This is a genomic window from Sphingobacterium tabacisoli (genome assembly GCF_017908035.1).
GTDB classification, from domain to species: Bacteria; Bacteroidota; Bacteroidia; order Sphingobacteriales; family Sphingobacteriaceae; genus Sphingobacterium; species Sphingobacterium tabacisoli.
The window spans coordinates 737,178-763,516 of the sequence record NZ_JAEQMU010000001.1; the positions used below are offsets into that span (position 1 = coordinate 737,178).

Sequence of the window (26,339 nt, forward strand, 5' to 3'; positions counted from 1 at the left end):
CGGAGAGGAAGAATGCTATTCTCATACAAAAGCTAAGAAAGATGATAAACATATCTTTGGCGAGCGCGAATTGCACGAAATTTCAGTTGTTCGGAAATACCGAACAACTGCGACTGACAAGAAAAGCTATGAACGATTTATGACAACCGTGATGTCATTATCTCCGTAGGTAACGTGTCGAGACTCATCAGGCCACCAAGTTTTGCCAATGGGCAACACTGTATATATTCTCTTTCATCCTGTCTTCGATTATCCGTAGGAGGTAGGAGAGCTTAGTCTTTTTTCCTATTGTTTCTCTTCTTAAACTTCTCCTTTATATCCAATTCAAAACTTTGATTTTTCTTTCCCTTGATTTGATTTCTCGTTACTCCCACATTCAGAATCTGAGACTTACCGTCTAGTACAAGTTTGAAATAGTCTCCAGATTTTGTCCACCTACTTTCGATTCTTTTATCCAATATCCCCTTTTTATTATAGTACTCGGTCCATCGAAATTTTTGTCCACTTTTCTCGATAATATCCTTATCGCAAAACCGCATTATCTCCGTTGTATAGAATTTCGTATCGCTGAATAGTACATCAAATAAGGAGGCATTACCCTCATCATTAGTGTCTGAGTACAGTTCTTTGAATTTTAGATTACAAAACGGCTTTCCCACATATTGGAGACCTCTGTCTGTTAAAAGCTTCGATATTTTGGTTACAATCTTATTCTCAGTCTTAGTCAGTTGATCGATCGGCCCAAACTCATAGTAGTTATCCTTTTTACTATACGTCATATAATGACTATCATACGTAAAGCAGGGGATAGCCTTCGAAACAAATACTGTCAAGAGCCTGGCCGTACCATTACATTTCGTGGCTAGCTTCTTATCCCAATCATAACCATTCTCAATGTCCGGGGTCAATAAGATATCAATCGTCCAACTTAGATCACCGATCCAGTTCCAGTCTATTTTGTCTACTTCGTTGTCTAGTATAGATAGAATTGTTTTGTCAAACAGGTTGAATCTGACTTCATAGGGATGAGAAGTTATACCCTCGATATCTTTTCTCCATTGTTTGCGACGCTTGCTCTTAAATTCGAAAGACAATATCAGATCTTTAATAGGCTTCCTGTCCTTTCCAAAAAAATGTTTTGCTTGTTGGATAATATTATCTTGTGTCATCATCTATTTATTTGATTAATGTCGCCATCAATATTGTACAGAGCAATCCTGGCGAGATGATTATTGTAGCATTGGCTGAAACAAAACATTAGTTTGCATATCTGCAACTGCTTTAAAGAAGGTCAGATCATAGACCTTTCTGTTTGCAGACTCAGTCAATTCTGTTAATGTCACATTCGTATTGAAAATGAACTCTAGTAGGAGGATGAGATTATCTTGGTTTTCGGTATAGGAGGATTCTATTCCTGTTTCATTACCCAGATAGAGAGCAAAAAATCGATCGTTATCTAAGAATGCCTTGAGATCGACCGTGTCAGTTGCGATAAACATTAAATCTAGAGATAATTCTGATGTGTTATGTGATATCTGTGCCTTCATGCTGTCTAACTTTTCTTGTACTCTTCAAAACTAGCTCTTTTTATAGTCACCGACTATTGGATATCGTTTTGTTATTTCATCCAGGCTGTGAACCATATCCTTTATGTAGGTCTGATCGAAATAAATCTGAAACTTAAGCTCTGATGAATTAATATCAGGCGTGTCATTACATGTTACCTCAGCAACAAAGTTACCCGTTCCATCACCCACAATTTTTAAGCTTAAAAACCCTTCCAAATCATCAAATTCCATCTCACCACTCAAGTTCCCATCAAGCTTCTCTAAATCGCACTTTAAGTTGTCAAAGTCAAATGTCGTCAGATCAGCATCGTATCTACCTGAGAATACACCTCCTTGGACTTTAATCGCTGCACGTATCCAGTTTTTGTTCCAATCCGAATTTGAATCATAATATATCAATCCGATGGGAGCGATCTTCAGAAAGTTTCCATCGGCCTTTATTTGAAATTCTAAATCTTTCGGCATATTAAATTGTAAAATGATAATCTATAAACAATATAGACACGAACTCTAAGCTCGCACCATCACGTTTTTTTTGTACTTCTTAGTTAATATACCTTTCGTACCGTAAATATAGTACTGGCCCTATCCGGTTCGTCACTTCTTTCGGTAATTTCGATCAAACCTTCTTCACCTAGCTGGTTCAATCTGTGAAAAAGAAATCCGTCCCCGATACTACAGTTCTCTCCATGATCATCCCAAATTTTGCAAAGGGTATGGGCCACGATCAGTGCAGAGCGAACAGGTTCGCTAGAGCACTCGTCTAAAAGATAGCTGTCAAAATAAGATTCGTCCGAGCTTATGAGTTTACCATCTTTGTCTAACGTATGGATCACGTATTCATCATCACGTATTCTTTCCCACAATGAAACCATATCCCGCTTAGCTTCTTCACTCATAAGCTCAATAGGCCAGTCGATTTTAGATATAACCGTCTGATCGATCAAACGCAAGCTAGAAGCTTTGACCATATTTCCAATCCTATTTTTATATACGATTCGGTCAAAGTTGACTTTAAAAACAGGTATGTCGGACAGCTGTAGATGGTACAGTAACCATGAGGCAGTCAGCTGTTCGTTATCGATATTTCCAAGCCATAGGCATATCCTGTTATAGCTGTCGATTGATTCGATCAACTTCTTTAAGCTATTGACGTTATCATCTACAAAATGTACGTTGTCATCGATGTTGGATGAACCTATCGTGTTGTCCAGCCATTCCTTTCTTTGGCTTACATGCAGTGGCCGATTGAGATCACAGAGAGGCCCAATATTTAGCGGATCGGTAAAACATAGGATTTCATCTTTTTCGATGTCTATATAATTACTCTCAGTTAGTATAGCCCTTCCAGTAAACCCAAATGCAATATGTATATCTTTCTTCATTATTCTTCTTTATCCTGTCTGAATTCTTCCCCGTTTTAGGATAACTACAGTACGTTAAAAGTAAAGTAATAATTAATTTCGATATAACAGTAGTATCCTTGTTTATTTATAAATTTCTATAGAAATACTTTTTCCGGGAATAGCGCACGCTCTTAAAGCAGAGGGCAGTGTACTACAAATAACAATAACATCAGGCACTCCAAATATTGAAGCGTCAGGTTTGGCAGGAGTGAAGGGACAAGAGGATCGCTCTTCTTACCTCATAAAGTTAATCCGTATCCTGTTGTATTTTAGACATATAAGAGTTGTCTTTAGTATTCGTAAAACCAGTCCGCATCCCTGCGGAATTACAATTGGTTTGATATAGCTCTTGCATCCGCGAGGGCTATCTTGTATGATATTTATTTCTTTCCTGGAGCATCCACTGTCAGGAGAATCATTGTGAATCCAGGCTCAATTTTAAGAATTGTATAGACACGAGTCGTAAGCTCGCGTCAGCATAAAATTAATATCGAACCCACTATTTATTAAGAAGCAAAAAGTAGTATCTTGTAGAGATTAAATACACTGCTCAAACTGTCAATGACTCATCTTTTAAATAACAATTGTAAAGCAGCATGGAAGTATTATCGCGAATGTCAGCCATTGGGTGGCCGGCCGATTACTAAAGAATATACAGCTCATCTGCAAGCTATCTGTATAGAATAGGTCCGGTCGAGATAAATTCAGTTGATAATCAATTAATATCAGTTGTATTTTATAGATAAATAACAGTTATATATTCATAAAAAGAAACCTCATCCCTGCGGAATTACAATTGCTTAAGCATTATGAACAAGTTATTATTATCAGCTTTATTGACTTTTTTTACATGTTGCTCGTTATCATTTTCTCAAGAAAGTATAACTGTCAAAAAAAGAGCCATTGGCACTTTCCATACTTCAAATGTCGAGTACAATGGGCTTTCATTTGGATTTGCGTCTACCATGGCTGATAGTCGAAACGTTAAAACGAATGGCGTTAGACTTGAAGTACCGGGAATTGGAATCATTTCATTTATGGGGAATGGTTTTCCCAATGCTACCGAGCCTTTTGATCTAAGCGATTTCAGATACAGTGAAGTGATCAATGGGGTGAATATATCTACAGGCTCTTGGTGTGATTGTAATTATAACGGATGGACCATTGCCGCGGTGGGGCAGTACGGTAAACTGGGAAAGGGATTTTCATTGGCTGGAGGATGGAATATAATTGATAAGCAAAATGGAGTACAGCTTTCAATCATTGCAAATAGCTCGTATTACATGTCTGGTGTTCAGATTTCAGCTTTTAACTTTATACATAGTGGCAACGGGTTACAGATTGGATTGCTAAATAGAAGTAGAAATTTCAAGGGGATGCAATTAGGATTATGGAACGTTAATCAGAAAAGGTCGCTACCAATCATTAACTGGAACTTTGAATAATAATGTATGCATTTTTAGCAATGGATAGAAACACTGCGCTTTTTTTTATTCCTTATGAATCGCCAACATTAAACATATATAGGGCTATATCTATAAAGCCAAAGCAATTAAATCAGTTTTTGTAATTTAGCTGTATGATTCATAAGTTAATTGACTATATCGAATTATATACAGCCTTGTCCGTTGCCGAGAAAGAAGATCTGAAAGAACTGGTCGAAATTCGGCAGTTTGAAAAGCATGCTGTCATATTCCGCGAGGGGCAGATTTCTACCGATATCTATTTTGTACTGGAAGGCTGTGTTCGCTTGTTCTACGATGTAGACGGCACAGACAAGACCGCATTTTTCTATACCGAAGGACAGTTTATCTGTGCCGGAGAGAGCTACACATTTAGCAAACCCGCCGCAGAGAATTACGAAGTCCTCGAAAATTCAACCCTTTGCATATTCTCGAAAAAGACGATAGAAAAACTAATGCAACGTTCCATTGCATTTGAAAATATAGCGCGCATTGCCGTTGAGAACGAATTGTTAACAGCACAGCGTATCATAGCCTCCTTTGTGACCCAATCAGCAGAGGAGAGGTACACCGACCTTTTGAAAAACCAGGGCGAACTATTCCTGCGCGTGCCCCAGCATTATATCGCGACCTTCCTTGGGGTATCCCCCGAGACACTCAGCAGAATAAAGCAACGAGTTACCAGAAGGTGATTTCTTGACGATCGTCAAGGAGATGTACGGTAGGTATGATCTAATTTTGTATAAACAAAACAGATGCGAACCATGACCGATAACAACAAACGCGTATTGCTTGCAGGAGCCACAGGCTACCTGGGACGTTATTTACTAAAAGAGCTGAAAAAACAGGGGTATTGGGTCCGAGTTCTGATCCGATCCGAAATACAGCGGCATCATGTCCCGCTGGCTGATGAAGTCTTTATTGGAGAAATTACCGATCCAGGGACCCTACGGGGGATAGCAGAATCTATCGATGTTGTCATCAGCACAATAGGGATTACCCGACAAAAAGATGGACTGACTTATATGGATGTCGACTATCAGGGCAACATGAACCTATTGCACGAAGCCAGGTCGACCTCGGTCAACTACTTTCAATACATATCCGCTATCAACGGCGATAAACGCAGGCATCTAAAAATCTTTCAAGCTAAAGAAAGCTTTGTTGATCAATTAAAAACCTCAGGAATCGACTACACCATCATGCGGCCAAATGGTTTCTTTTCGGACATGCATGATTTTCTTGAGATGGCGGGATCAGGACGCGTCTATCTATTTGGCAAAGGCGACAAGAAACTCAATCCCATAGATGGAAAGGACCTGGCCAGCGTATGTGTCTCGAAGATCGGGGGACGTGAAAAAGAATGTATAGTCGGAGGGCCGGATATTTTGAGCCAAAGGGAAATAGCTGTATTGGCATTAAAGGCCTTAGACAAAAAGATCAAGATTGTACATCTTCCTGATTTTCTGAGAAAAGCGATCATCATTTTGCTTCGAACATTGACCAGCTCCCAGATATATGGCCCTTACGAGTTCTTTCTGACCGCTATGGCAAAGGACAATATTGCCCCCCAGTATGGTATGTATCATTTAGAAGATTTCTTTCAAGAACAAAGTCATTAAATATCTGCGGGGAGGGAGCATCCACTATCATAGGAATCATTATGAATGTACTGCTCCACGCATTGTGTGGAGACGGAATAATTTCTAAGGAGCGAGGTGATGCTTATATTTAAAAGTCAATAACATTATAATCTTGGTCTGAGTTTTCATACATTGTATGGGACAAATATTTACTGTTGTAGATTATAGATGGTAAAAAACCTTTAAGCACATTAAGCACAGATTGTAATGACTAAGTTCAAAATTAGAAGTATCGTAGGGAATGTATTTGTTACTTATGTTTTATTTCCAGCTTTTTACATAAAGGACTATTGGAGCAATCTTGTCAGTCAAGATTATCAGGGAAAGTATTTCCGATCTGATTCCCTATGGCATTATTTAGATCGGATTTTCAACGGATTTTTCCTTTTTTCCACAGTGTTATTAATAGCTTCATTATTGCCGTATCATTTGATTAAATACTATAAATTATATAAAATTCAGGATAAGTATTATTTAAAATCCCTGATAGTTTATATTACAATTAATGTTTTATTGGTCTGTATTACAGGTTATGGAGGCCTGTTCTTGACCAGTATTGGTGGAGGTGATAATGATGTCCCATTTATTGTTACTCTAGTAGTCTTTTCTACAATAACTCATGGGTTCTTGTATTTAGTCATTGACCGTTATAGATTTGAAAAGACAGAATGAACATCTTCGTTGCATTTTATATATATAAGATTAAGATATTCATAAAGAGTATCCGCAACCTGCGAATCCATACATCTGTTTATAAAAAGATTTTATGCTTTAGAAGTATATAACGTTCTTTAAAGTACATTGGCTTCGATTAATTTATTAGTTTTAGATAGAATTGTACATATTTCACGCAGAATAGAACTCAAAGGAAGAGTCGTTTCCAATATGAATTCTATAGAACAATCCGTAAATTACAACCATAAAACAGGAAACGCAGGAACGAAATGCACCCCATAGTTATGATGAAAAGAGTATTTACCTTTTGTTTATTTGCACTGACTTGTTTTCAAGGCTTTTCTCAGAGCAAGTATTTTTTAATTGATTCCTTAGATTCGAACTATAAACTTAGTCATCATGTACTAACCACCAAAGATATTTATCCGATAGACCATAAGATAGAGTTATTCAATATTACCTATAACAACAGCGATGGACAAAACCTTATTCTGTTCTCGGTTTTACCCGATTTGGAAACCGGTCAGGATTGGATAGAAACTCCCTTTGACCAATTGCAGGATAGTTTAATAAGATTTGGACATATGCAGAAGCTCTTTGAGGCCAATACATGGAGTAGGTTTGATAAGGTTTATGGCGAACAGACGAAATATCTCAACATTTATAAGCCTGTTGTCTGTAAAGAAGGACGATATTATGTTCCTACTAATTGTTTGCTACAATTCTACGCCATTCGCAATAGACCAAAAGTATTTAACAACGTCTTCGGAACCATAAATATCAATTTAGACGAGGTCACTATTCTTGAAATGGAGAAGATATATAATCAGACGTACCCCTCTACCGAATTCCCTTTGTACACTCTACGGTCTCCGGTATACTCCACTACCATGGATAGGTTGAGAGACCGAAGAGAGTATCTGTCTATGAAGCATACTCTAGCGGACGGTAGGATTGCCTATCAGTTTTGGACCTATCTGGACTGGAATAAACATAGGTTCCAGTTTGAAAGCGAACGAGGCATTGACCGTTTCGTCTATTTGCCTGAAGAAGGAATTGTTGGCGGCTCGTTTGATTTTTATTTCTTTCACCACCTAAAGAAGACAGGCATTACCGATCTATATTTCTTAGATAATATCCGTAAAGAAAAAATAATGATCTCAAATCGAATAATTAAAGAACATCAAAGTAAGTACTGAGTTGACAAGTGTGGCAAGCGAACCATTAATTAACTAGTTGCGTTGTTCGAACGTTATCAGGGCGGCTCCCGAAATGGTCTTATCTGCCTGGTCGAGTCCAGCGGTTTCGAAGACCGTGATTTTGGAGCCAACTATACGATCAAGGAATATACCAGCAAAAAGACCGTAACCGATAAAGGCTGGCAACATCAAGAGATTATCCTCTTGCCCAAGTCTACCGATCCGAGTTACCGTCCTATCATACTGCGGGACGAAGAGACCACAGATCTTCAGGTCATAGATGTGTTCAAGATGGTTTTATAGGCTGTGTCTTGACAATAAGATTTTTGTTAAACTATTTAACAATAGAATTTTTGTCATATGAAAAATCGTTTAGGTAATCCAGCAAGAGGCGATGTGGAACCGTCCCTGAGTATTTATTCATCTTCCACATCCGAAGAGGAGGGGCTTGGAAATGTTATGTTTAATTGATCGAACAAAACGCGAACCTTTTTTCGCCAACTCGATCGAGCCACTGGCCAACTTTTCTGATTTTCCACTATATCGACTCTATTTTGTGAATGGTGAGGCCTAGATTTATGACCTTGAATGTCTCCATTGTCAAACTTCAATAAAGTCAAAGGATCGTCCAAAGGGTTTGTTTCTTCGTCGAGGTCAAAAATAGTGCGACATTCCTCTCCCGAAAATATAGAACGTTTTCTTTCAAGTTGTTCAAAAAGCTGTATCAATGGAATTCTTTCCGAGAGGAGGTCTAGATCATATATGTCTTTCTGCGTAGCCCGGTTTGTTGCCGATAGCATTTTAAACAAGGCGATATCTAGTTCCGATACGAATCTGATGCCATCTATATCTTCGATGTCATCAAGCATTCTCATATTTTGAAGCACCTCAACTTTAATCGTTTCTCCATCACATATCACAAAAAATCGAAGAAAAATATACTGATCATCTATAGCACACGGAAATTGAAGACCAAATACGCGGGCACCATAGAACTTCTGGATTTCTTCTTTGATTCTTTCATAACCAGCTTTTCCAATTATATGCGGAAAAAAGATATCTATATCGGTGGATATCCGATGTTGATGTCGAATCGCTAAATTAGTACCACCACCTAACGCCGAACCATCAAAACTTTCAAAAGATTGCAATTCACGAATAGTCTGTAATAGGCCTGGAGAAATAGCAGACATTATTGATAACGTAAAAACTGCTTAACATGATAACGATGAGCTACAAGCCTACATACCTCATTACTAATACGCTCTTTGGTTTTTTGCAATTCTCTAACAATCTGGCTTCTACTGTAGAGCTCTTCTAGGGGCTGGATATCTTTAGCAAACGTTTCTGCAGTTGAAGCCATTAGTGCTCTAGGGATAATAAAATCTTTATCATCCTGAATATCTAAATTCTTTGGATCGACATCCCAGAATAAATATTTGGGAAAGATTTGCGATATATCCTTTACTACGTTCATTTATACAAAAATACAGAATAATTAAAGCAAAACCAAAGACTTTTACAAAGCTTTCTCATATCTTTTTTATGACTATTTTTCAAAAAAATAAGTATATATTTAGTAAGTCTAACTAACAGGTCAATGATTTTTAAATTATTTCTTTCTTCTATAATATTGGTAGGTTCCAGTTTTCAATTAATGGCTCAAAATTTTGAGGCCAGTTCGATTTGGGAAGGTAAATTGGGTAGTATACGATTGATATTGAAGCTATCGAAAGATAGTGTCGAGCAGAAGTATACCGCTGTTTTTGACAGCCCAGACCAAGGGGCGATGGGCCTAAAAGTGTCGGATCTAAAAATTACAAAAGATAGTTTAACAGCCTTTTCGTCTGTTATCGGCGGAGGTTATTATGGTGCTTTTAATGCGGACCATACCGTATTGACGGGTGAATGGAGGCAAGGACGCGCAATGCCTATGGTATTGAAACTGGTAGAAAAGGAGACGGAGATAAAAAGACCACAGACACCGAAAGAGCCTTTTCCTTATACCGAGAAAAAAGTCATTTACTATAATCAAGACAACTCTATTCAATACGGCGGGACTTTGACAGTCCCGGATACAAATGCGCGCGTACCAGTCGTAATTTTGATTAGCGGAAGTGGTCAACAGGATCGGGATGAGACATTGTTTAATCATAAGCCTTTCTGGGTTATAGCCGATTATTTTAGTCGCAATGGTATTGCAGTTTTACGAGTTGACGACCGTGGAGTAGGACAATCAACGGGCGATGTGCTGGGAGCTACCTCGGAAGATTTTGCAGCAGACGTTTTGGTAAGTTTAGATTTCTTAAAGAAGCAGAAGGAGATTGATATAACCAAGATGGGCTTGGTAGGGCATAGCGAGGGGGGGATGATCGCACCAATGGCAGCAATAAAATCGAATGATGTCGCTTTTGTTATAAGCTTGGCAGGACCTGGGATTTCCGGAATGGACATCTTGCAGCGGCAGATGAAATATGGTAATAATCAGCTGGGCCTGTCAGCAGAGGAGGTTGTTCGGTCTGATTCATTTATTAAAATGCTGTTAGGGCTTGCCGCAGACTATCCCGATAATGAAGAGCTCAAGCCAATTTTTGCAAAAAAGATGCAATCCTGGTTAGATGAACAGCCTGTTGAGTTTTTAGAAAAAATGGGCTTTAAGGGAGAGCAGGCAAATAGTAATATTGATCAGCTGGCTGGTCGCTTTTTCTTGCCTTGGATGCGCTATTTTTTGAAATATGATCCAGCACCTATTCTCGAACAGCTGCGAATACCAGTTTTAGCTTTGAACGGAGAACTAGATGTGCAAGTAAGTGCTTCTGAAAATTTAGCGGGATTTGAACAGTCTTTGAAAAAAGGAGGAAACAAGAATTTCAAAGTGATGTCATTCCCTAATTTAAATCACCTTTTTCAAACCGCAGAGACCGGTGCTGCTTTTGAGTACGCGACCATTGAAGAAACATTCTCTCCGGAGGTGCTAGATGTTATGCTCTCTTGGATAAGAAGTTTATATAATTAAATTTGACTACATCTCTTTCGAGAGAGGTGAGCGTCGTAGGGGCCAAAGCTGTCCTTATTTCTTTCGTAACCATTAAATGCCAGTTAGTAAAAAGACAACTGCTGTCCTTTGGAATGAAGTCCTATAGAGCTTGTGCTAAAAATCAATTCACCAAGAAGTGGATGGATTTACCGACCGCATATCCCATTTGGTAGATCAGATATATAGCTGCTAAGGCCGCGATTGTGAGCCGTTTATTCTTGATGTAAAATTCATAGAGCTTGATCATAATTCGTATCTATGTGTATATGATCGCCGAAGCTATCAATCCAGCAATGGCAGCTAATACGGTAGTGATCTTAATAGCGCGTGAATGGGTGGTTGAAAACAAAAGCGCAAATACACCTGCTATTGGTGATAAGAAAAAGGTAACATCCAATACTCCTTTATTTCTGTCTTTGTACTTGTCGAGTTTACTCATTTCTAATAGCTTTATTGGTTGTGAGACAATGGGCCCACGAATAAATATAAACATAATTTCTGAGAAGTAAGGAGAATCTGTCTTCGATGAGAGATAGCTTTCGCCACAGCGATTAGAGATTACAAATGCAGCCTCTAATTCTACATAAGTAATTGCGCAACCTAAATATAATTAATATATTGTAAGTGTATGTATCATTATAAACCATTCCTCACTTTACTGTGCTGTACAGTCTTATTATTAAGCAGTGTGCTGGCCTTCAGTCAGACGAAGGTAGAATTAGAAAATATCAATGAAAAACTAGAAAAAGTATATACCACCGATCAGCTGACCCGAAAAGAACTAAACGAAGCCCAGAAAACATACGGATACGGTTCCAAAGAATTTAATGAAAAGCTAAATGCGATGAACGTCCAAGACTCCATCAACCGCGGGATAGCTTTAAATATATTAGATAGATTTGGCTGGCTTGATAAGACCCTCTTATCAGATAAAGCAAGCAAAGCCTTTTTCTACACCATCCAGCACGCAGACCTCGAGACTCAAATAAAATATAAGCACTTCGTGGGAGGAGCTTTCCGAAGTGGACAGATATCCAATCACGAATATGCCATATTCCAGGACCGTCTAAATGTTAGGCTTGGGAAAAACCAACTTTTTGGCAGCCAGACTGCCTTCGACAATATTGGGAACTCCTACCTGTACCCGGTTGATAATATCGATTCCATCCATAGGAGGCGAGGCCAGATCGGTCTTCAGGAATTGGACCTGCAGCTTAAAGAATCAAATATTAAATACGACTTTCCGCAAAGCAATAGCCCAATATATGACATTACGCTGATTGGACATTTTTGGAACACGTCCAATATTGGTGTAGCCAATATTTCTGTATGGCATGGCGAAAAACTTATTGGAAAATCTGATTCAAATGGCTTTCTCTTTAGCAAATACAGTTTTTTCGACAAAGACGAAATAACGCTTACATTCAAGCAATTGGATAAAACTGTCGGTCAGCAACAGATAAAAAAGGGGAAAGATTTCTATGAGCTATATATTCAAATAAAGCAGTAATCCTTTTTATACTAGTAGTGGCTGTTCATGGATAAGGTACGGAAGAACCTGTTACTAAGATTCTCATGATTTTCCAAAGTTAAAACTTATTTGACGATCAATTTATAAGGTACACTCCCTTAAAATTTGTAAATTTAGCCATTAAGCTATTACACACAGATCATGACAGATATCCAAGACCTCATACAGCAGATCCGCGACTTTCGAGATGCCCGAGACTGGCAGCAGTTCCACAATTCCAAGGACCTTGCCGTGGCACTCAGTATCGAAGCCAGCGAACTGCTCGAACTGTTTCTGTGGAAAGGCAATGAAGACGCCAACCCCGACAAGCTGAAAGAAGAGCTTGCCGATGTCTTGATGTATGCCATCCTGTTGGCCGACAAGCACGGGCTCGATATCAAACAGATCATCGAGGACAAGATGAAGCGCAACAACGAGAAGTATCCCGTAGACAAAGCCAAGGGCACAGCCAAAAAATACAACGAGTTATAATGAGATTATATGCAGGTTCGGCTGGTGATTTTATCAGCCTCAATACAGAAAACAAACTTGTAGATATACTTAGAGAACAGTTTTTAAAACAGTTCGGGTATAATCCTTCACATAATGAAGCTATGTCCTGGCGCAACTCCCTGTTCAGGTTATCCTATATTATGGAGCGGCAGAACCTCGATTCACAGGGTGTTATGGTCGAGTACAAGCTTCCTTTGAGTGCCAAACGAATAGATGTAGTCATCTATGGACGCGACGAGCAACAAAACAAGCAAGCCGTCATCATTGAACTCAAACAATGGGAGAAGTGCGAATTCACCGACTACGATTCCGATTACGTACTCACTTGGGTAGGAGGTGGGCATCGCTCCGTATTGCATCCCAGTGTACAAGTGGGCAACTATCTCTATTATCTAAAGGAGAATAACAGTGCCTTCTATAAAGAGAAAGATCCCATACAAGTCTCCGCATGCAGCTACCTGCACAATTATAACATATCCAGCGACACTACACTCCAAGACACCAGATTTGACGAGGCTGTAAAGCGCTTCCCGATATATGGCGCAGAAGACAGCAGCCAACTATCAGCTTTTATCTATAATCGCGTAGGAGCAGGAGAGGGGATGACTATACTAGAAGAAGTCGAGCACAGCAAATTGCGCCCTTCCAAAAAACTACTTAAGCAAGTATCCGGAGTCATCAAGCAAAAGCTTAAAGGCGAACTCAATCTTTTTGGTCAGGTCAGAACCAAAGAAGACTACATCCTGCTCGATGAGCAGCTCATCGTCTACGATATCGTAATGTCTATCGCCAGAAATACAAAGAGCAAGCAAAAGCATGCCATCATTGTCAATGGCGGTGCAGGGACAGGCAAATCCGTTGTTGGCTTACAGTTGTTGGCCGACCTTACCGCCAGCAATATCAATGCCCATTATGCCACCGGTTCACGTTCTTTTACAGAGACCTTACGAAAGATTCTGGGCAAAGAAGCCAGTAGCCTACTTAAATACTTTATGTCCTACGGAGACGTCGAGCCCAATAGTATAGATGTACTTCTTATGGATGAGGCACACAGGATACGCGAGCGTACAGGCTATCCGTTCAAATCCACAGGACGTCTACAGGTCGAGGATCTACTTCGTGCTGCACGCGTTTCCGTATTCTTTATAGACGATTTTCAAGCAGTACGTAGGGGAGAGATAGGTCAGTCTATCTTTATTCGTCAACAGGCCCAAAAGATGGGATGTACGGTTTACGAATATAATCTCGAGTCACAGTTTCGCAATGGTGGATCAGAGAAATATAGCCAGTGGATAGACCATACCCTACATATCCGAGAGACAGCTACTACAGAATGGAAACAAGAAGATAATTTCGAGTTTCAGATTATGGATAGCCCACATGCCGTAGAGCAAGCCATCCGCAACAAAATAGATGAGGGGTACTCAGGACGAGTTATGGCTGGTTTCTGTTGGCCATGGACCAAGCAAGCCGACGCCGATGGCGAGTTGCATAAGGATGTCGTAGTAGGCGATTATATACGCCCATGGAATGCCGACGAGAAGACAAAGGGAATGCGACGCGGTATTCCAAAGTCCCAGTATTGGGCGTACGAAGACGCTGGGATAGATCAGGTCGGCTGTATTTATACAGCACAGGGATTTGAGTTCGACTATGCGGGCATTATTTTCGGCAATGACTTACGCTACAATCCAGATAAAGGCGAGTGGGAGGGCTTCCCCGAAAATTCACATGATAGTGCTGTAAAAGGAGCTGATTTTTTACAATTGGTAAAGAATACGTATCGTGTACTATTAGGACGCGGCATGAAGGCCTGCTATGTGTATTTTATGGATAAGGAGACCGAGCGCTATTTTAGGAGTAGAGTTAGAAAATAATATTAATGCGAAATTCTATATCGCATTAATATTAGTATACTAAGAAATTATGTTTTCAGGATATAGTATGTAGATTTTACTTTTGCTACAGCTTCTCTGTAGCTAACAAATTTATAGTGTAAGTTTTTTAGCTTACAGACTTTATGAGACAGTTTCATCGGTTAAAAATAATATTACCTATTTCATCGATGAATTTTGAATTACACTCTATTTAAATGAATTATTTATCCTATTATCTTCATTCTCTTTTTGGGAGAGAAGTTCTCGACCTCTTTTATAGCCCATCGTTTAGATAATTTGGTATTATTAGCATCTGAATAGGCACGGCCGTTTGTGATTAAGCAATTTGCAAACATATCTTTGAGCTTATCGAAGTTTATATTGATTATTGGACTATTACGTAGATTAAAAACATCTGTAATGCCTCCAAATTTGTAGAATTCAGATTTAGATAGTTTGGAATTTACTGCTTCAGTAAATTTAGCATCCATTATAATAATTAAATCTTCTTCTGAAGGATCTTCTTTAGCAGATGGAATTTGAAAAGAAATATCGGGATGATTCTTTTCTCTTTCAAACTCACATTTTATCATAGTACCTGCGCATATCTGAAAAACTAATTCATCATTTTCGAATGCATGAAATCTCGGTTTGCCTTTTTTCTTAGCGGCCTTTCTTGGAAAGTTATATTCGAAATTTCCCTCACCTTTAATAAACTGTATAGAATAGTTCTTTTTTAGATCAACGATAATACACAAATAGCAATAAAACTCGTATATATAATCATCAGCGGCTGGATTGTTTGTTTCAGTGCCAAGTACTGGAGCTAGAATTTCATCTGAGCTTTGCCATACTGCAGCTTCCTTTAAAAGTGAGGCGTACGCATTAATATGATCAACAAAATCTTTCATCTTTCTAAATCAATAGGCCAAGTTTTTCGACTAAACATTTTTTGAAATCGCTCTTCCAATTGGCTGTTTTTATCTATAGTCTCACGGAGAGAGTCTTTTAGATTTTTCCCTTTTTCTAGCTGAAAAAGATCGTTGAAAATTTTTGCCTGAGAATTAATGTTTTGAGCTTTATTACTTTGAGGATCAATTAAACCAACCTCTTCAACCGGGAGAAGATCTCCTAAATGACGATTTAAAATTCGATCAATTCCTATGAGAAGTTCTCCTCTACTTAAAATTCTTCTATCTATATATTTATATAAAAAGTCAAGACCGTCTACTAATGATATTTCTTTAAAATTAATGGTAGAAAAATTATCAATTGATTCTATCATAAATTCCAGTTTGTTTTGTCTCGGTAGAGCATTTGCCAATTTTCCAAAGACTGTTCTGGTAGCATAGATCCAACCTTTTACAATAGTCTGGTAGTCATCTTTTTCTAGTGTTCTATACTGGGTTTGAAAATGAACTTCTGGCTTCAGATAGTTAGAAATGATAGGTAGACTATATTCTAATTCACTTAGTTTATTGTTTTCTTTTAATATTTCTTCTACTTCAAAACTAAAATAATGATCATAAGAGTCTCTTTTTTTTGTTTTATTTGTACGAGAGGCAGAAGTGCTATCACTTTTCACAACTAGTCTAGGATCAATACGCGTTACCGTAGCCGAATTTGTAAAAACGAGATCGTCATTAATGGGTTTTATAAATACTAAATTATTACCCAATGAGATAGGTAACGTTGGCTCTAAACTACTTATTTTAAGTTGTCCATTCTTACCTTTTTCAAGAAAATCTTGATTTTCCAGTCCGGGAATTTGAACATATTTGGTATTTATTGCAATAGCAGACATGTGAGATTGATTCGGTTTTTATTAGTAACTGGCCAAATTCAAATGGCAATGAGTAATTTACTTTAAACTTTGTTGAGATGCAACATATTTATTATATAGATATGAAGTGTAATTTCTAGATGTTTTCAATATAGGTGTCATAAATGAGACTTATTTTTTCTTGGACTTCATTCAACCTTTTAATAGAATATTCTACTCCTTTAGCAGGATGAGATATTTCTTTATGCCAATCCAATTTTGCCTTCATGTTTTTTGCAACATCGGTTAGTTCAAAAGATTCCCTTAGCAAACTGTTAGAAATATTCCTAATTTCATAAATAATTTCATCAAATTCGTCTTTGACAATTATCTCTTTTGATAGTGGATTCTCTATTGAAAGTTCAAAGTCAGGATTGACAATATTTATAAAGACTTCCAAACGATTAATAATACCGTATCCCGCGGTTATTTTCTTTTCTTGAATTATTTCTCGTATTGTTGAATCAGAAACACCAATTTTCTTAGAAAGCTGTTTAGCTTCTCTGTAGCCAACTATGTTTTGTAATTCATCTTTAATTCTTTTCGTTTTTAATGTTCTGTCATCTTGAATCGCATCGTAGATTCTGTTTATCTCATCTGTAGAAGGTAAAGAGGTCATATACAGGTTCCATTCTTTACAGGGAATACCAGTAAGATAAGCTAGTAGAGGTCGGGCACTAATTGTCTTTTTTATATCTATCCAGCGTTGTTTTATTTGCTTTTCGTTCATTTTCAAAATCTAAATTAATCTATTCCCATCTTTTCTCCATGTATACTTAATAAACTGACGAAACTCATCTTCCTCTGCATGTTCTAAAACAATAACCTGAGGTTTATATTTACAGATTTTTTCTATATTATTAATCTCATCAGAGATAACCTTAAAAATGTTCTTTACTTGGATTATATTATCATCAGTAACCTGTTGAATGTTTTCATTTGAGTCATCTAATTTTCCATATACTTTTGGAAAATACACCTGACTAGGTTGGTCTAGGATCAAAATAGAAGGTATCTTTGAGCTTTTTGTGATGCTGTGTAAATGTAGAAAACCTAAAAATGTAGACAAGTGTATGGCAAGCCAATTGGAACCACTACCCATCTCTGATAGCAGAATATTTTCTTTATTATTTATACTATATTTAAGAGTGAATTTTTCTAAGTCAAATAAAATTTTACCAGGCCTGAATTCGTCTTCAAAATCTAACAAGTTGCAAATTTCACTCATTTTTTCACTCAAGATAATTTGAGCCTTTTGTAACTCTTCTTTTAGGTTATAGCCCGCTAGTATTTTTTTTAGTTTTTCGATTTCTATTTCTAATTCGGAATAATCACTTTTGTTTTCTGATAACAGCTTATTTCTTTCAATGAGATTTTGTGCATTAGCTTCAGTCCTACCTTTTAACAATAGTCCTTTTTCAAACTCATTTTTGGTGTTAAATTCAAATATTAACTGTTTGTTTAAATTTTCAGCTTTTATATTTAAGTCTTTTATCTCCTTTTTTAGTATATCCCTTTCTTTTCTTAATATAGCGTGTTCTTGACTGGTATCATTTACATATGTTCCGATTTTTTCAAACTCATCTTCAAGCATTTCATTTGAATCCCTAATAGCAAATACTTTTTCCTTTATACTCTCTACTTCCTGATCGCAAAGGGGACAATGAATTTCACTAAGATTCGTTTCAATAGATGCTAAAGCTTTTAATCTATTTATATTTTTTGCGTAATCTTTTGATATGTTGTTGTTTGATTCAATTGTAGAAATTGAATTCTGAATTTTGTCTAACTCTTTCTTTTTTTGAAAAATTAGTTGATCTATTATTTTTAATTCTTCATTAAGGTTTTGATCACCAATTGAATTTGTATTAGGTTTAGGGAGATTTATAGCAATTTTTTTTAAATCAGATAAACTGATATCATTATCTAATTCTCTGCCTATAACAGTGAAATAATAAGATAAATGATTGTATAAATCATCTCGCAATTGTGCATTGCTAATCTTTAACTTATCGTCTAATTTCTTCTTTTGACTTAACTCTTTTTGTTTGCTTTCTAAGTCTCTTTGAAGATTAAAGTACTCTGAATTGCCCCATCCCATGAGGATCGGATAGTCATCGATAGTCTTTTTTCTTTTATAAAAATCATCAAATCGATAAAAAAGACTATGCTTATTTGCTATCAGATTTTGATGTTGAAATAAGTAAGGTACAAAGCTCCTCATTGTTACTTTTCCTCCAGATTTTTTTTTATCTTCCTCCTCGTCGGATCTAGTATCTAAAACCGAGATGCCTATATGCTTTTCAAACTCCTTTTTTGCGTTGTCTAAGTCCGTTGTCTTTTTATTATTAAAGTAATCTATAGAAAAGTCCTTAAGTAAAGCAGAATCAATTTCAATATTAAAATACATCTGATTGCTATTTTTCTTTCGGGCAATAACCAAATTCTTCTCATTTACTTTAATTATGATACAATAGAGTTCTGTCCAATCAGTAATTATTCCTTTTGGTATCGTAGATATTTTAGCAAACAGACAATAATCAATTATTTCAATAACTGCGCTTTTACCGGTTTTAGAGTCTCCCGTTATAATATTTAATCCCTCATCAAATTCAAGTAACCTTGATTGATGATTATTATTAAATAGACATATATGTGATATAAATGCTTGCATATATTTATAGATTGAGAAATATTGTTTTATGATCTTCTTTAGAAAAAATGGATCCCAGATTGAAAGCTGCTTTATAATATTTTTTTAATTCAGGATTATTTTCTTCTGAATAATGAGTCTTTTGCTCTATTTTTAGAGATATATGAGTCGAAATATTTATAGTATAAAGGTTGGATATCGTAATCAGTGCTTCTTTAGTTTTTTCTTTATAATTTGCTAAGAGGCTCTCAATAGTAATTAATTCCCGTCTTACCTCAGCATCAAAAAAAGTGTTGAATGTACTTCTTGTATTACATTTGGAAAGTCGATCTTTTATTGTGTTATTATATACTAAAGGTAAAATGTAATAAATTAGCTCCGTTTTAATCTCGTTATTGTTTGCTCCACTTAATGCCATTGATATTAGTCTTGCTGTAAACAATGGGTTAAAGAGTATATTTTCTGTTTTAGCGATTTTCATATGTCTGTTTTACTGAATAGCCATTCAAAATCTGTAGTCTCTATTATGTTATGAATTCTACCATTGCGATAGTACTTTTGTGTATCACTTACGCCTTTTATTTGGTTATGTTCCCTTTTAATACATTTGAAATATACATCTCTAGATTTCTCTATATGTGAGTTATCTAAGAAAGAGTCTTCAGACAGACTGTATGATAGATGACTTTTTTCAGTTGCTATTTCGGTGGTGATATCACTTTCGTAGACTATTAGATTATCAGCTAATGTTGGATTTCTTACAATAAGTTCTTCATATGCCCCCTCTGATCGAACATAATCTTCGAAAGCCTGATGCAAATCTTGTTTTTTTAATGAGATAGCATTCAAATTTTTGATGAATTTGTACTCTTTTTCTAAATTCGAATCATCTCTTTCTATTTTATCAATAGACGGAAATGGCGTTTTGTCAGTAGTGAATTGTCTTAAGCTAAATTGTAAATCTCTATTAAAATCGGTAATATTAATCTCCCATTTGTCCGAATTATCTATTGCTCTTTCCGTAATCCATTGAACTAGGATTCCGATTGCCGCTCCTCTTAATTCTTCAGCTATTAACTTGAATGTAGCGTGTTCTTTTAGTTGATTTAATTTCTCAGCTACTTTTGGCTCGTTGCTCTTAATTTGGAACTTATCCAGAATTTCCAATAGATTATTTTTGGTTATTATTTTCGTGTCAAAAATGATGTCCTTAAATGGTTTAGAACTGGCAGTAATAGATTGATCCTTAAGTTTTGTGTATTTTTTATCTTTTTTCAAGCTATTCCAATCATAAAAAATACTATCTGATTGAATTCGTTGAGTAGTATGTAGGATAAATCTATCATTTGATTTTAATCTATCATATTCTAATACAAGGTTTTTTAAGGTTTTCCATACGTCGACGGAATTGCTTGTGAGATTTGACTCACCTTCATGATGTTTTACCTCAATAGACTCATTATCGTATTGAACATCCCCAAAGCATTCTATATAGACATGCTCACCATTTTTTGCGTTTAAACAATGTTCCAATGCAATTAGCTTTTGATATTCAAAACCTAATTGCTTTTTGGTTGAGTCGTTGCTTAGAGTCTCTTTCGACATAATTGACTTTTTTTTATTGGATCTTACTTATTAAATATAACTGCTATTCTAATAACATCATCCGATTTCCCGCTTTATTTATAAAAGCGCTCTCAGCATAAAGAGAGATTATATTTTGATCGTGAATTTTATCTTTTGGCATGTTTTTAAGTAGAGAATACTTTTCGACTAAAGGTTTGAACTTCTCGTTACCATTTTCACTTAAACAATTGTAAAATATCCATACTAATTCATAGTCAGATAATTGTGCTCGTACCATAGATGTGTATTGATATTGAAATTGATAATTCTCAATAGTATTTGGATTAAAGATTGTATTGTCGATAAACTTTATAATACGGTAGAGATTTCTGAAGTAATGGCCAAAGTCAGTCTGATTTTCCTTGTATTCCGTGAGATATATCTTCAAGTAATCTTGGTGGGGATCCCTTTCTATTTGATTAATTAATCGGTTAAATGACCGATTGAAAACATCTCTTCCAGAATAGACCACATGGTTTATTTGTTCATTTGAATTTCTATTGTAGAATCTGTTTTCTATATTGCCATTGCGTTCTTTTTGTATTTCATCTATTCCCTCAACGATTTGATGGTGGAGTGATAGTAAATTGAAAAAAGTGTTTTCAAAACGTTGAAATTTTAAGGTTTCTGATTGTTCTTGAACAACCTTTCTAGTTTCTTCTAATTCCGAACGCTGTAGTTCAAATTCTTGAATTTGTTGCCTTAGGGCTTCAGTTTGGAGTTTTGCAGACTCCTGATTGATTTTTATGTCTTTACGTTGTTCTTTTAACGCAACATAGAAGAGTATTATTCCAACCAAAGAGAAAGCACTACCTATTACCCCTCCGATGAAATCCCCAAATTGTCCAATTTTTTCTTCGTTTATTGCACTAGAAAATTTCCAATTTCCAAATACAAGAAATATTATTGAGGTTATTAGCGCAAAAGCAATTCCCAAAATAGAAAGGTTCTTTCCCATCTTCTCAGAGAAGAACCAACTGCTTTCGATATTATTATTCATACTTATATGTTGATGTATTGTGTATTCACTATTATTAATGAACTAAACTGTTAATAATTAGTTTATTTATCGGTCTATTAAAAATACATATTAGAAATCTGTAAAACAATAAATAAACGCTTTTAGAAAGGTTTTTACAATTTTAAATTGTTTTATTGCAAAGTTATAATTGTACAAGTATAAAAAATATGGGAAACCGTAATTCCGTATTAATTAGGGGAGGAGTGAAGGGGTGCCCGAGATACAAATCTTAATCCAGAACATTAATTTGTATCCTGTTGTATAATAGATATATAAGAGTTGTCTTTAGTATTCATAATAAGGATCTGCGCCCTGAGGATGTATAATTGGTTAAACATAGCCCCTGCAGCCCGCAGGGGCTATATCGTTTATCTGTATGTTCTTTAGATCTGTATAATTGCACCTCTTCAGAAAGAGGCGCTAGCGATGGGGTTGTCAAATTACTACTCAAAAACATCTCTTATTAGCTTCCTAATTGTTAAATTTTCAAGTTTTGATGCAATAGGCGAAACATTGTCTTGATTGTCTTTCCAATGCATTCCTTCATTATAAATTATTCCAAGTAAGTAATGAGATTCTGGTGAAACAACTCCCATTTCCTCAGCCTTTTCCAATTTATTTCTTGTCATATGCGTAGTTAAAAATAGAGTTTTTGCTTCTGGACTTTGCAATTTGTTGTATGCAATTTCTTCAATTTTAACACGTAATGCTCCACATACTGCAAAAGGGTCATAAGGTTGATCTGCAAGATATTTTGTTACTTCATTATTAATATTTTGTATGAAATTATTTGCTTCGCCCCAAGTTTCGGGAAGAGTCAATGCTCTAAATTCCACTCTTTTATTTATTATTCCTGGATCGTAATGTAATAAATATTTATCTACGTCTATCTTAATGGTTGCATGCTGTCTGTTTCTTAGCAAACGAATCATATGTGGACTAACTTGAATCGTTGTACTATCAAGATAATAAACCTTTTGATTGCTAAATGCAAAATTCTTGAAGTAGTTCGGATTTAAGTGCGTTAAAATTAATGGATAAATTCTCTTTCCCAAGGAGTCATATTCCTTAATAAAAGTGGTAATGTAGTATTGAGCAGCGGTTAAATTAGCATCGTCTAAGTAATCAAATACTTCATCAATAATCAAAATGTTTGCTGCTTTTTTTAAATTCCTTTTTGCCCTAAAAAGCATTGAAATAAATGTCAAAATATCTCTTTGTCCATTTGAAATATGAATAGCTTTTGGAAACTTAACTACAAGTTTGCCACCCGTTTCACTTGAACGAATGCTTTTCCAAGTGCAGTTGAAAGTTGAAAGTGTGGTATCGAAACGCTGTTTGTCTAATTTGTAATTACTAAAAACACAAGCCGCTTTAAAATTATTGGGATCTTGATTATACAGCCAAACCAATTGAATCGCTGCCAAATAACTTTTTGCTTCTGAATTGAAGCCAATATCAAATGAATAAATCAAATTTCCAATTGTATTTAGATATTCAATTTGCTTTAAATCCACTAAACGATTGGTAGTAACCCAGTCAAGTAAAACTGGAGCTGTTCCGTGTTGTGCATTAATGTCGGTAATAATAGCGTTAATTTTACCTTGAATTCTATCGCCATTTCCTCTTTGCAATAGAACATAGTTTTCACTTAATTGTTCAACCAATAATAAGTTGGCAAAAACTACATTTAAATTTGGAAGAACTTTACTGCAAACACCAAATCTTGCTTGTGAATCTCTGAAAGAATAATTGAATGATGTGTTGTCTGGTATTTTGTCAACTAAAACGACATCTTTAATTTCCAGTGTCGCGGTTGCTCTTCCAAATTGCGAGCCTATTCCTCTTGGTTTTGTTTGATTATTGATTACGAAACAGTCAATTTCATTGCTTATAGAATTATATTCATTGTCGGCTGTTAGCGTAGCAAACGTTCCGTCAGCTCGTACATAGTCAATTTTAATTCTTGGTAAGTTTGCGATATTTTCAGCATATAAATCGTCTTCATTTAATGCAATACGTCTATTATTCATAGAATTAAAAGCCGTTGCGAAGGAACTTTTTCCAAATCCATTTGGTGCTACCAAGAGGCTAGGTTTGTTATGTGCTATGTCTAAAGTAAACCTTTTGAAATGAATACCCTTGATATTTTCAATTTCAATTACTCTAATCATTTAGTTAGTTAGTTAGTTAGTTAGTTAGTTAGTTAGTTAGTTAGTTAGTTAGTTAGTATTATAAGTTGAAGAAGTAATTGCGGTTATTTACAGAAGGTATCTATTCTGTCTTTCAGTTTTTTACTTAAGTCGATTATCGATTTATATTTATGATGTGCGGTTTCAATATTTTGTTTGTTTCGATTTAACAAGTCTAATTTGATTTCCTTTTCTCTAAGATTTTTATACTCGTGTTTTTGAGCTAAATATGGGGAATTTATCCAAATATTGTTTATATAAAAGTTTTGAAACTCTTTTATGAAATCTTCTTTATCGTAGGTTTGCCTATGATAAATTTGAATGTTTTCCACTAAAGCGAAATAATATAAGTGGATATTTTTCTTTATGATATCAACAAGAAGTTCTTTATCATCTGTTGTAAATCTTTTATTATTTATTATCTTAGAATAGAATGTTATTTCCGAATGAAAGAGATTTAAGACACTCCATATTTTGTCAAGGTCACCAATTATATCATTAGTCTTTTTTGCTTTAAATCTAACATTTATATGTAATAAAGAGTTCTCTTCTGAAGCCATCTTTTCTTTGTTGTAATCAAGTTGACTATATATAATATCCAAAGCCCTATCAAATTGAGCTTCCTTTTTATTTTCTTCAATATCAATTTGTTGTTCAATGATTTGCTTTTTCTGGATGTTTATCTGTTCTTCTTGAGCTTTATAAGCATTATACACATAAATAGATCCAATTACAGATAATACAAGACCACTTAAACCTGTTACTACTTCAAAAGTCTTAAATTGTTGTTCTTCTGCTTTATGTTCTACGAAAGCAAATCCTAGCACATAGATAATTACTATGGATAATATAAGAAGTGCTATTTTTATCGATTTTGTGGTATACATATTATCTTAGTTATGTTTAATTATCTAATTAAGTCCAAAACGAGTCACTCTCTGATGGAGATACTGATGACGGTCGATAAGATTATCGTATGTTATTAGCTTTACTCGCTTTTGACCATATAACAAAGCCTTATTGATAAGCTCTTGGTTTTCCTGTCTATACTCTTCCCGCCCCATTAATAAACTAAGACTGAAATCCAATGAAAATGTGTCTATTCCTTCGTCTTTTAATCGTTTAGCTATCTCTTCTTTATTTACTTCGGATGAAAAATAGCTGTTATATTTTTTACCCACTTGATTAAAATAGCGTTCGGCTTGTTTTAGTATTCTAGGAATTTTTGTTTTAGTAATAAATCTTTCATTTGGGAGCTTTACTTCAAATATTTCATCTTTAGCAAGGCTGTAGTCGTGTTTAAAGTTGATAAAATCACTCTCAACATATCTTTTATTTTGGGGATAATAGAAATGCTTTTCATAAAGTGAATGATAGTAGTCTTCTCCTTTTAAAAGATGTTCATTTGACCTCAATAAATCATGAACATCTTTTTCATTTCTAAGTGATGGGTTTCTCTCATATTGCTTAAGCATTTTAAGTATGTCATCTCCAGTAGCTTCAACGATATTTGTGCTGTTTCCTACCCAAATATAGTCTAGTCGTTTACTATTACGATGAAATTCGTTGGACAGGACTCGTAATTTGTAGAATCGTTTCTCAAATATCTTTAAATCCAATAGATACTTTCCCTCACTGTCAATATCTAGATCATCTAAGTCAGATTTCAAATCATCTAACCAGCTATCTAACCCACTCGCTAATTTATTGTTACTAATACCAATTCTACTAAAATCATTGGGTTTTTCTACAATTCCATTGTGATACTTTGGCGCGTCAGACTGAGTTTGAAATTGCGTAAAGAAATCCTCACTTATTAATAGATCGTTGTTCATCAAAAAGAGAGGGATAGCTTTCAATTTGAAATTCTTTATCGAATAGAGTTCTTTTGTGTATCGCAGCCATTCAGTTAGTGTATTTATCTCTTTTTCGAATTGAATAGAGTTATAATCTATGATAATAAAATCTAAGTGTTTTTGTCTTTCTATAATTATGTCTGTAAGAAAATCCTTTGCACTATCTACTGTGTATTTTACAGTAACATCATTTTTTGATTCTATATAGTCCCCTTCAAACATCTTAAAGTAGGACGGAGGTAGCAGACTGTCTTCGCTAATTAATAATATTTTCACAG

27 protein-coding genes are annotated in these 26,339 nt (G+C 35.6%); 10 read left to right on the forward strand and 17 right to left on the reverse strand.

The annotated features are described in order from the left end of the window. Positions 1–272: 272 nt before the first annotated feature. The 4 genes from JKG64_RS02990 to JKG64_RS03005 all read right to left on the reverse strand — a co-directional run bounded on the left by JKG64_RS02990 (position 273) and on the right by JKG64_RS03005 (position 2,953). A complete protein-coding gene (locus tag JKG64_RS02990; protein WP_210352856.1) occupies positions 273–1,172 on the reverse strand; it encodes a hypothetical protein in 900 nt (299 codons plus the stop codon). A 57-nt stretch (positions 1,173–1,229) separates the two neighbouring features. After that, positions 1,230–1,547, reverse strand: a complete 318-nt coding sequence (locus JKG64_RS23365) for a hypothetical protein (protein WP_210352857.1) — start codon at positions 1,545–1,547, stop codon at positions 1,230–1,232. Positions 1,548–1,577: 30 nt separating this feature from the next. Beyond that, a complete protein-coding gene (locus tag JKG64_RS03000) occupies positions 1,578–2,033 on the reverse strand; it encodes a WapI family immunity protein (protein WP_210352858.1) in 456 nt (151 codons plus the stop codon). An 83-nt stretch (positions 2,034–2,116) separates the two neighbouring features. Further along, positions 2,117–2,953 (reverse strand): DUF1835 domain-containing protein, encoded by an 837-nt coding sequence (locus tag JKG64_RS03005; protein ID WP_210352859.1) that lies wholly within the window; start codon positions 2,951–2,953, stop codon positions 2,117–2,119. A gap of 830 nt (positions 2,954–3,783) precedes the next feature. Here JKG64_RS03005 and JKG64_RS03010 point away from each other — a divergent pair. From JKG64_RS03010 to JKG64_RS03035, 6 genes are all read left to right on the forward strand, one after another. Beyond that, positions 3,784–4,419 (forward strand): LA_2272 family surface repeat-containing protein, encoded by a 636-nt coding sequence (locus JKG64_RS03010; RefSeq protein WP_210352860.1) that lies wholly within the window; start codon positions 3,784–3,786, stop codon positions 4,417–4,419. Between the two features lie 134 nt (positions 4,420–4,553). Then, positions 4,554–5,129 (forward strand): Crp/Fnr family transcriptional regulator, encoded by a 576-nt coding sequence (locus JKG64_RS03015; protein WP_210352861.1) that lies wholly within the window; start codon positions 4,554–4,556, stop codon positions 5,127–5,129. Between the two features lie 72 nt (positions 5,130–5,201). After that, positions 5,202–6,059, forward strand: a complete 858-nt coding sequence (locus JKG64_RS03020) for an SDR family oxidoreductase (RefSeq protein WP_210352862.1) — start codon at positions 5,202–5,204, stop codon at positions 6,057–6,059. 228 nt (positions 6,060–6,287) lie between these two features. After that, complete coding sequence (locus JKG64_RS03025; RefSeq protein WP_210352863.1) at positions 6,288–6,752, forward strand: hypothetical protein; 465 nt, start codon at positions 6,288–6,290, stop codon at positions 6,750–6,752. 287 nt (positions 6,753–7,039) lie between these two features. After that, positions 7,040–7,954 carry a hypothetical protein gene (locus JKG64_RS03030; RefSeq protein ID WP_210352864.1) on the forward strand — a complete coding sequence of 305 codons (915 nt, stop codon included), beginning with the start codon at positions 7,040–7,042 and terminating at the stop codon, positions 7,952–7,954. A 42-nt stretch (positions 7,955–7,996) separates the two neighbouring features. Further along, positions 7,997–8,257 (forward strand): hypothetical protein, encoded by a 261-nt coding sequence (locus JKG64_RS03035; protein WP_210352865.1) that lies wholly within the window; start codon positions 7,997–7,999, stop codon positions 8,255–8,257. Between the two features lie 113 nt (positions 8,258–8,370). Here the strand turns inward: JKG64_RS03035 and JKG64_RS03040 are convergent, their stop codons facing one another. Together JKG64_RS03040 and JKG64_RS03045 are read right to left on the reverse strand one after the other, a co-directional pair. Next, positions 8,371–9,147, reverse strand: a complete 777-nt coding sequence (locus JKG64_RS03040; protein WP_210352866.1) for a nucleotidyl transferase AbiEii/AbiGii toxin family protein — start codon at positions 9,145–9,147, stop codon at positions 8,371–8,373. Next, the gene (locus JKG64_RS03045; protein ID WP_210352867.1) at positions 9,147–9,431 is read right to left on the reverse strand and encodes a DUF6922 domain-containing protein; all 285 of its coding nucleotides are present in this window, start codon (positions 9,429–9,431) and stop codon (positions 9,147–9,149) included. Before JKG64_RS03045 ends, JKG64_RS03040 begins: the two co-directional genes overlap by 1 nt. 123 nt (positions 9,432–9,554) lie before the next feature. Between JKG64_RS03045 and JKG64_RS03050 the strand changes: the two genes are divergently transcribed. Further along, entirely contained in the window at positions 9,555–10,970 is a 1,416-nt protein-coding gene (locus JKG64_RS03050; protein WP_210352868.1) for an alpha/beta hydrolase family protein, read from the forward strand. 277 nt (positions 10,971–11,247) lie between these two features. On the opposite strand, the gene JKG64_RS03055 is transcribed toward JKG64_RS03050, so the two are convergent. Continuing rightward, a complete protein-coding gene (locus JKG64_RS03055) occupies positions 11,248–11,430 on the reverse strand; it encodes a hypothetical protein (protein ID WP_210352869.1) in 183 nt (60 codons plus the stop codon). Between the two features lie 189 nt (positions 11,431–11,619). Between JKG64_RS03055 and JKG64_RS03060 the strand changes: the two genes are divergently transcribed. The 3 genes from JKG64_RS03060 (at position 11,620) to JKG64_RS03070 (ending at position 14,891) form a co-directional block, all read left to right on the forward strand. Beyond that, complete coding sequence (locus JKG64_RS03060; protein ID WP_210352870.1) at positions 11,620–12,501, forward strand: DUF6624 domain-containing protein; 882 nt, start codon at positions 11,620–11,622, stop codon at positions 12,499–12,501. Positions 12,502–12,663: 162 nt separating this feature from the next. Continuing rightward, positions 12,664–12,993 carry a nucleotide pyrophosphohydrolase gene (locus JKG64_RS03065; protein WP_079645741.1) on the forward strand — a complete coding sequence of 110 codons (330 nt, stop codon included), beginning with the start codon at positions 12,664–12,666 and terminating at the stop codon, positions 12,991–12,993. Next, the gene (locus JKG64_RS03070; protein ID WP_210352871.1) at positions 12,993–14,891 is read left to right on the forward strand and encodes a DUF2075 domain-containing protein; all 1,899 of its coding nucleotides are present in this window, start codon (positions 12,993–12,995) and stop codon (positions 14,889–14,891) included. The genes JKG64_RS03065 and JKG64_RS03070 overlap by 1 nt, the downstream gene beginning before the upstream one ends. 224 nt (positions 14,892–15,115) lie before the next feature. Here JKG64_RS03070 and JKG64_RS03075 read toward each other — a convergent pair whose 3' ends face one another. From JKG64_RS03075 to JKG64_RS03120, 10 genes are all read right to left on the reverse strand, one after another. After that, positions 15,116–15,802, reverse strand: coding sequence for a hypothetical protein (locus JKG64_RS03075; protein WP_210352872.1), 687 nt, complete (start codon positions 15,800–15,802; stop codon positions 15,116–15,118). Next, complete coding sequence (locus tag JKG64_RS03080) at positions 15,799–16,695, reverse strand: hypothetical protein (RefSeq protein ID WP_210352873.1); 897 nt, start codon at positions 16,693–16,695, stop codon at positions 15,799–15,801. Before JKG64_RS03080 ends, JKG64_RS03075 begins: the two co-directional genes overlap by 4 nt. Before the next feature lie 115 nt (positions 16,696–16,810). Beyond that, positions 16,811–17,443 (reverse strand): hypothetical protein, encoded by a 633-nt coding sequence (locus tag JKG64_RS03085; RefSeq protein WP_210352874.1) that lies wholly within the window; start codon positions 17,441–17,443, stop codon positions 16,811–16,813. A 9-nt stretch (positions 17,444–17,452) separates the two neighbouring features. After that, entirely contained in the window at positions 17,453–19,387 is a 1,935-nt protein-coding gene (locus JKG64_RS03090) for a DUF3732 domain-containing protein (RefSeq protein ID WP_210352875.1), read from the reverse strand. Between the two features lie 4 nt (positions 19,388–19,391). After that, on the reverse strand, positions 19,392–19,847 hold the full coding sequence (locus JKG64_RS03095) for a three component ABC system middle component (protein ID WP_210352876.1): 456 nt from the start codon (positions 19,845–19,847) through the stop codon (positions 19,392–19,394). Continuing rightward, positions 19,844–20,971 carry a hypothetical protein gene (locus JKG64_RS03100; RefSeq protein ID WP_210352877.1) on the reverse strand — a complete coding sequence of 376 codons (1,128 nt, stop codon included), beginning with the start codon at positions 20,969–20,971 and terminating at the stop codon, positions 19,844–19,846. Before JKG64_RS03100 ends, JKG64_RS03095 begins: the two co-directional genes overlap by 4 nt. A 43-nt stretch (positions 20,972–21,014) precedes the next feature. Beyond that, positions 21,015–21,992: a putative phage abortive infection protein gene (locus tag JKG64_RS03105; protein WP_210352878.1), complete on the reverse strand. Its 978-nt coding sequence runs from the start codon at positions 21,990–21,992 to the stop codon at positions 21,015–21,017. A gap of 464 nt (positions 21,993–22,456) precedes the next feature. After that, positions 22,457–24,187, reverse strand: coding sequence for a hypothetical protein (locus JKG64_RS03110; RefSeq protein ID WP_210352879.1), 1,731 nt, complete (start codon positions 24,185–24,187; stop codon positions 22,457–22,459). 83 nt (positions 24,188–24,270) lie between these two features. Then, complete coding sequence (locus tag JKG64_RS03115; protein ID WP_210352880.1) at positions 24,271–25,092, reverse strand: hypothetical protein; 822 nt, start codon at positions 25,090–25,092, stop codon at positions 24,271–24,273. A 24-nt stretch (positions 25,093–25,116) separates the two neighbouring features. Next, complete coding sequence (locus JKG64_RS03120; RefSeq protein WP_210352881.1) at positions 25,117–26,337, reverse strand: hypothetical protein; 1,221 nt, start codon at positions 26,335–26,337, stop codon at positions 25,117–25,119. Between the last annotated feature and the right edge of the window lie 2 nt (positions 26,338–26,339).

What these genes read in the sequence shown, in the direction of transcription:
- JKG64_RS02990 (WP_210352856.1), bottom strand. Translation starts at nt 1,172, where the DNA reads ATGATGACACAAGATAATATTATCCAACAAGCAAAACATTTTTTTGGA.
- JKG64_RS23365 (WP_210352857.1), bottom strand. Translation starts at nt 1,547, where the DNA reads ATGAAGGCACAGATATCACATAACACATCAGAATTATCTCTAGATTTA.
- JKG64_RS03000 (WP_210352858.1), bottom strand. Translation starts at nt 2,033, where the DNA reads ATGCCGAAAGATTTAGAATTTCAAATAAAGGCCGATGGAAACTTTCTG.
- JKG64_RS03005 (WP_210352859.1), bottom strand. Translation starts at nt 2,953, where the DNA reads ATGAAGAAAGATATACATATTGCATTTGGGTTTACTGGAAGGGCTATA.
- JKG64_RS03010 (WP_210352860.1), top strand. Translation starts at nt 3,784, where the DNA reads ATGAACAAGTTATTATTATCAGCTTTATTGACTTTTTTTACATGTTGC.
- JKG64_RS03015 (WP_210352861.1), top strand. Translation starts at nt 4,554, where the DNA reads ATGATTCATAAGTTAATTGACTATATCGAATTATATACAGCCTTGTCC.
- JKG64_RS03020 (WP_210352862.1), top strand. Translation starts at nt 5,202, where the DNA reads ATGACCGATAACAACAAACGCGTATTGCTTGCAGGAGCCACAGGCTAC.
- JKG64_RS03025 (WP_210352863.1), top strand. Translation starts at nt 6,288, where the DNA reads ATGACTAAGTTCAAAATTAGAAGTATCGTAGGGAATGTATTTGTTACT.
- JKG64_RS03030 (WP_210352864.1), top strand. Translation starts at nt 7,040, where the DNA reads ATGATGAAAAGAGTATTTACCTTTTGTTTATTTGCACTGACTTGTTTT.
- JKG64_RS03040 (WP_210352866.1), bottom strand. Translation starts at nt 9,147, where the DNA reads ATGTCTGCTATTTCTCCAGGCCTATTACAGACTATTCGTGAATTGCAA.
- JKG64_RS03045 (WP_210352867.1), bottom strand. Translation starts at nt 9,431, where the DNA reads ATGAACGTAGTAAAGGATATATCGCAAATCTTTCCCAAATATTTATTC.
- JKG64_RS03050 (WP_210352868.1), top strand. Translation starts at nt 9,555, where the DNA reads ATGATTTTTAAATTATTTCTTTCTTCTATAATATTGGTAGGTTCCAGT.
- JKG64_RS03055 (WP_210352869.1), bottom strand. Translation starts at nt 11,430, where the DNA reads ATGAGTAAACTCGACAAGTACAAAGACAGAAATAAAGGAGTATTGGAT.
- JKG64_RS03060 (WP_210352870.1), top strand. Translation starts at nt 11,620, where the DNA reads ATGTATCATTATAAACCATTCCTCACTTTACTGTGCTGTACAGTCTTA.
- JKG64_RS03065 (WP_079645741.1), top strand. Translation starts at nt 12,664, where the DNA reads ATGACAGATATCCAAGACCTCATACAGCAGATCCGCGACTTTCGAGAT.
- JKG64_RS03070 (WP_210352871.1), top strand. Translation starts at nt 12,993, where the DNA reads ATGAGATTATATGCAGGTTCGGCTGGTGATTTTATCAGCCTCAATACA.
- JKG64_RS03075 (WP_210352872.1), bottom strand. Translation starts at nt 15,802, where the DNA reads ATGAAAGATTTTGTTGATCATATTAATGCGTACGCCTCACTTTTAAAG.
- JKG64_RS03080 (WP_210352873.1), bottom strand. Translation starts at nt 16,695, where the DNA reads ATGTCTGCTATTGCAATAAATACCAAATATGTTCAAATTCCCGGACTG.
- JKG64_RS03085 (WP_210352874.1), bottom strand. Translation starts at nt 17,443, where the DNA reads ATGAACGAAAAGCAAATAAAACAACGCTGGATAGATATAAAAAAGACA.
- JKG64_RS03090 (WP_210352875.1), bottom strand. Translation starts at nt 19,387, where the DNA reads ATGCAAGCATTTATATCACATATATGTCTATTTAATAATAATCATCAA.
- JKG64_RS03095 (WP_210352876.1), bottom strand. Translation starts at nt 19,847, where the DNA reads ATGAAAATCGCTAAAACAGAAAATATACTCTTTAACCCATTGTTTACA.
- JKG64_RS03100 (WP_210352877.1), bottom strand. Translation starts at nt 20,971, where the DNA reads ATGTCGAAAGAGACTCTAAGCAACGACTCAACCAAAAAGCAATTAGGT.
- JKG64_RS03105 (WP_210352878.1), bottom strand. Translation starts at nt 21,992, where the DNA reads ATGAATAATAATATCGAAAGCAGTTGGTTCTTCTCTGAGAAGATGGGA.
- JKG64_RS03110 (WP_210352879.1), bottom strand. Translation starts at nt 24,187, where the DNA reads ATGATTAGAGTAATTGAAATTGAAAATATCAAGGGTATTCATTTCAAA.
- JKG64_RS03115 (WP_210352880.1), bottom strand. Translation starts at nt 25,092, where the DNA reads ATGTATACCACAAAATCGATAAAAATAGCACTTCTTATATTATCCATA.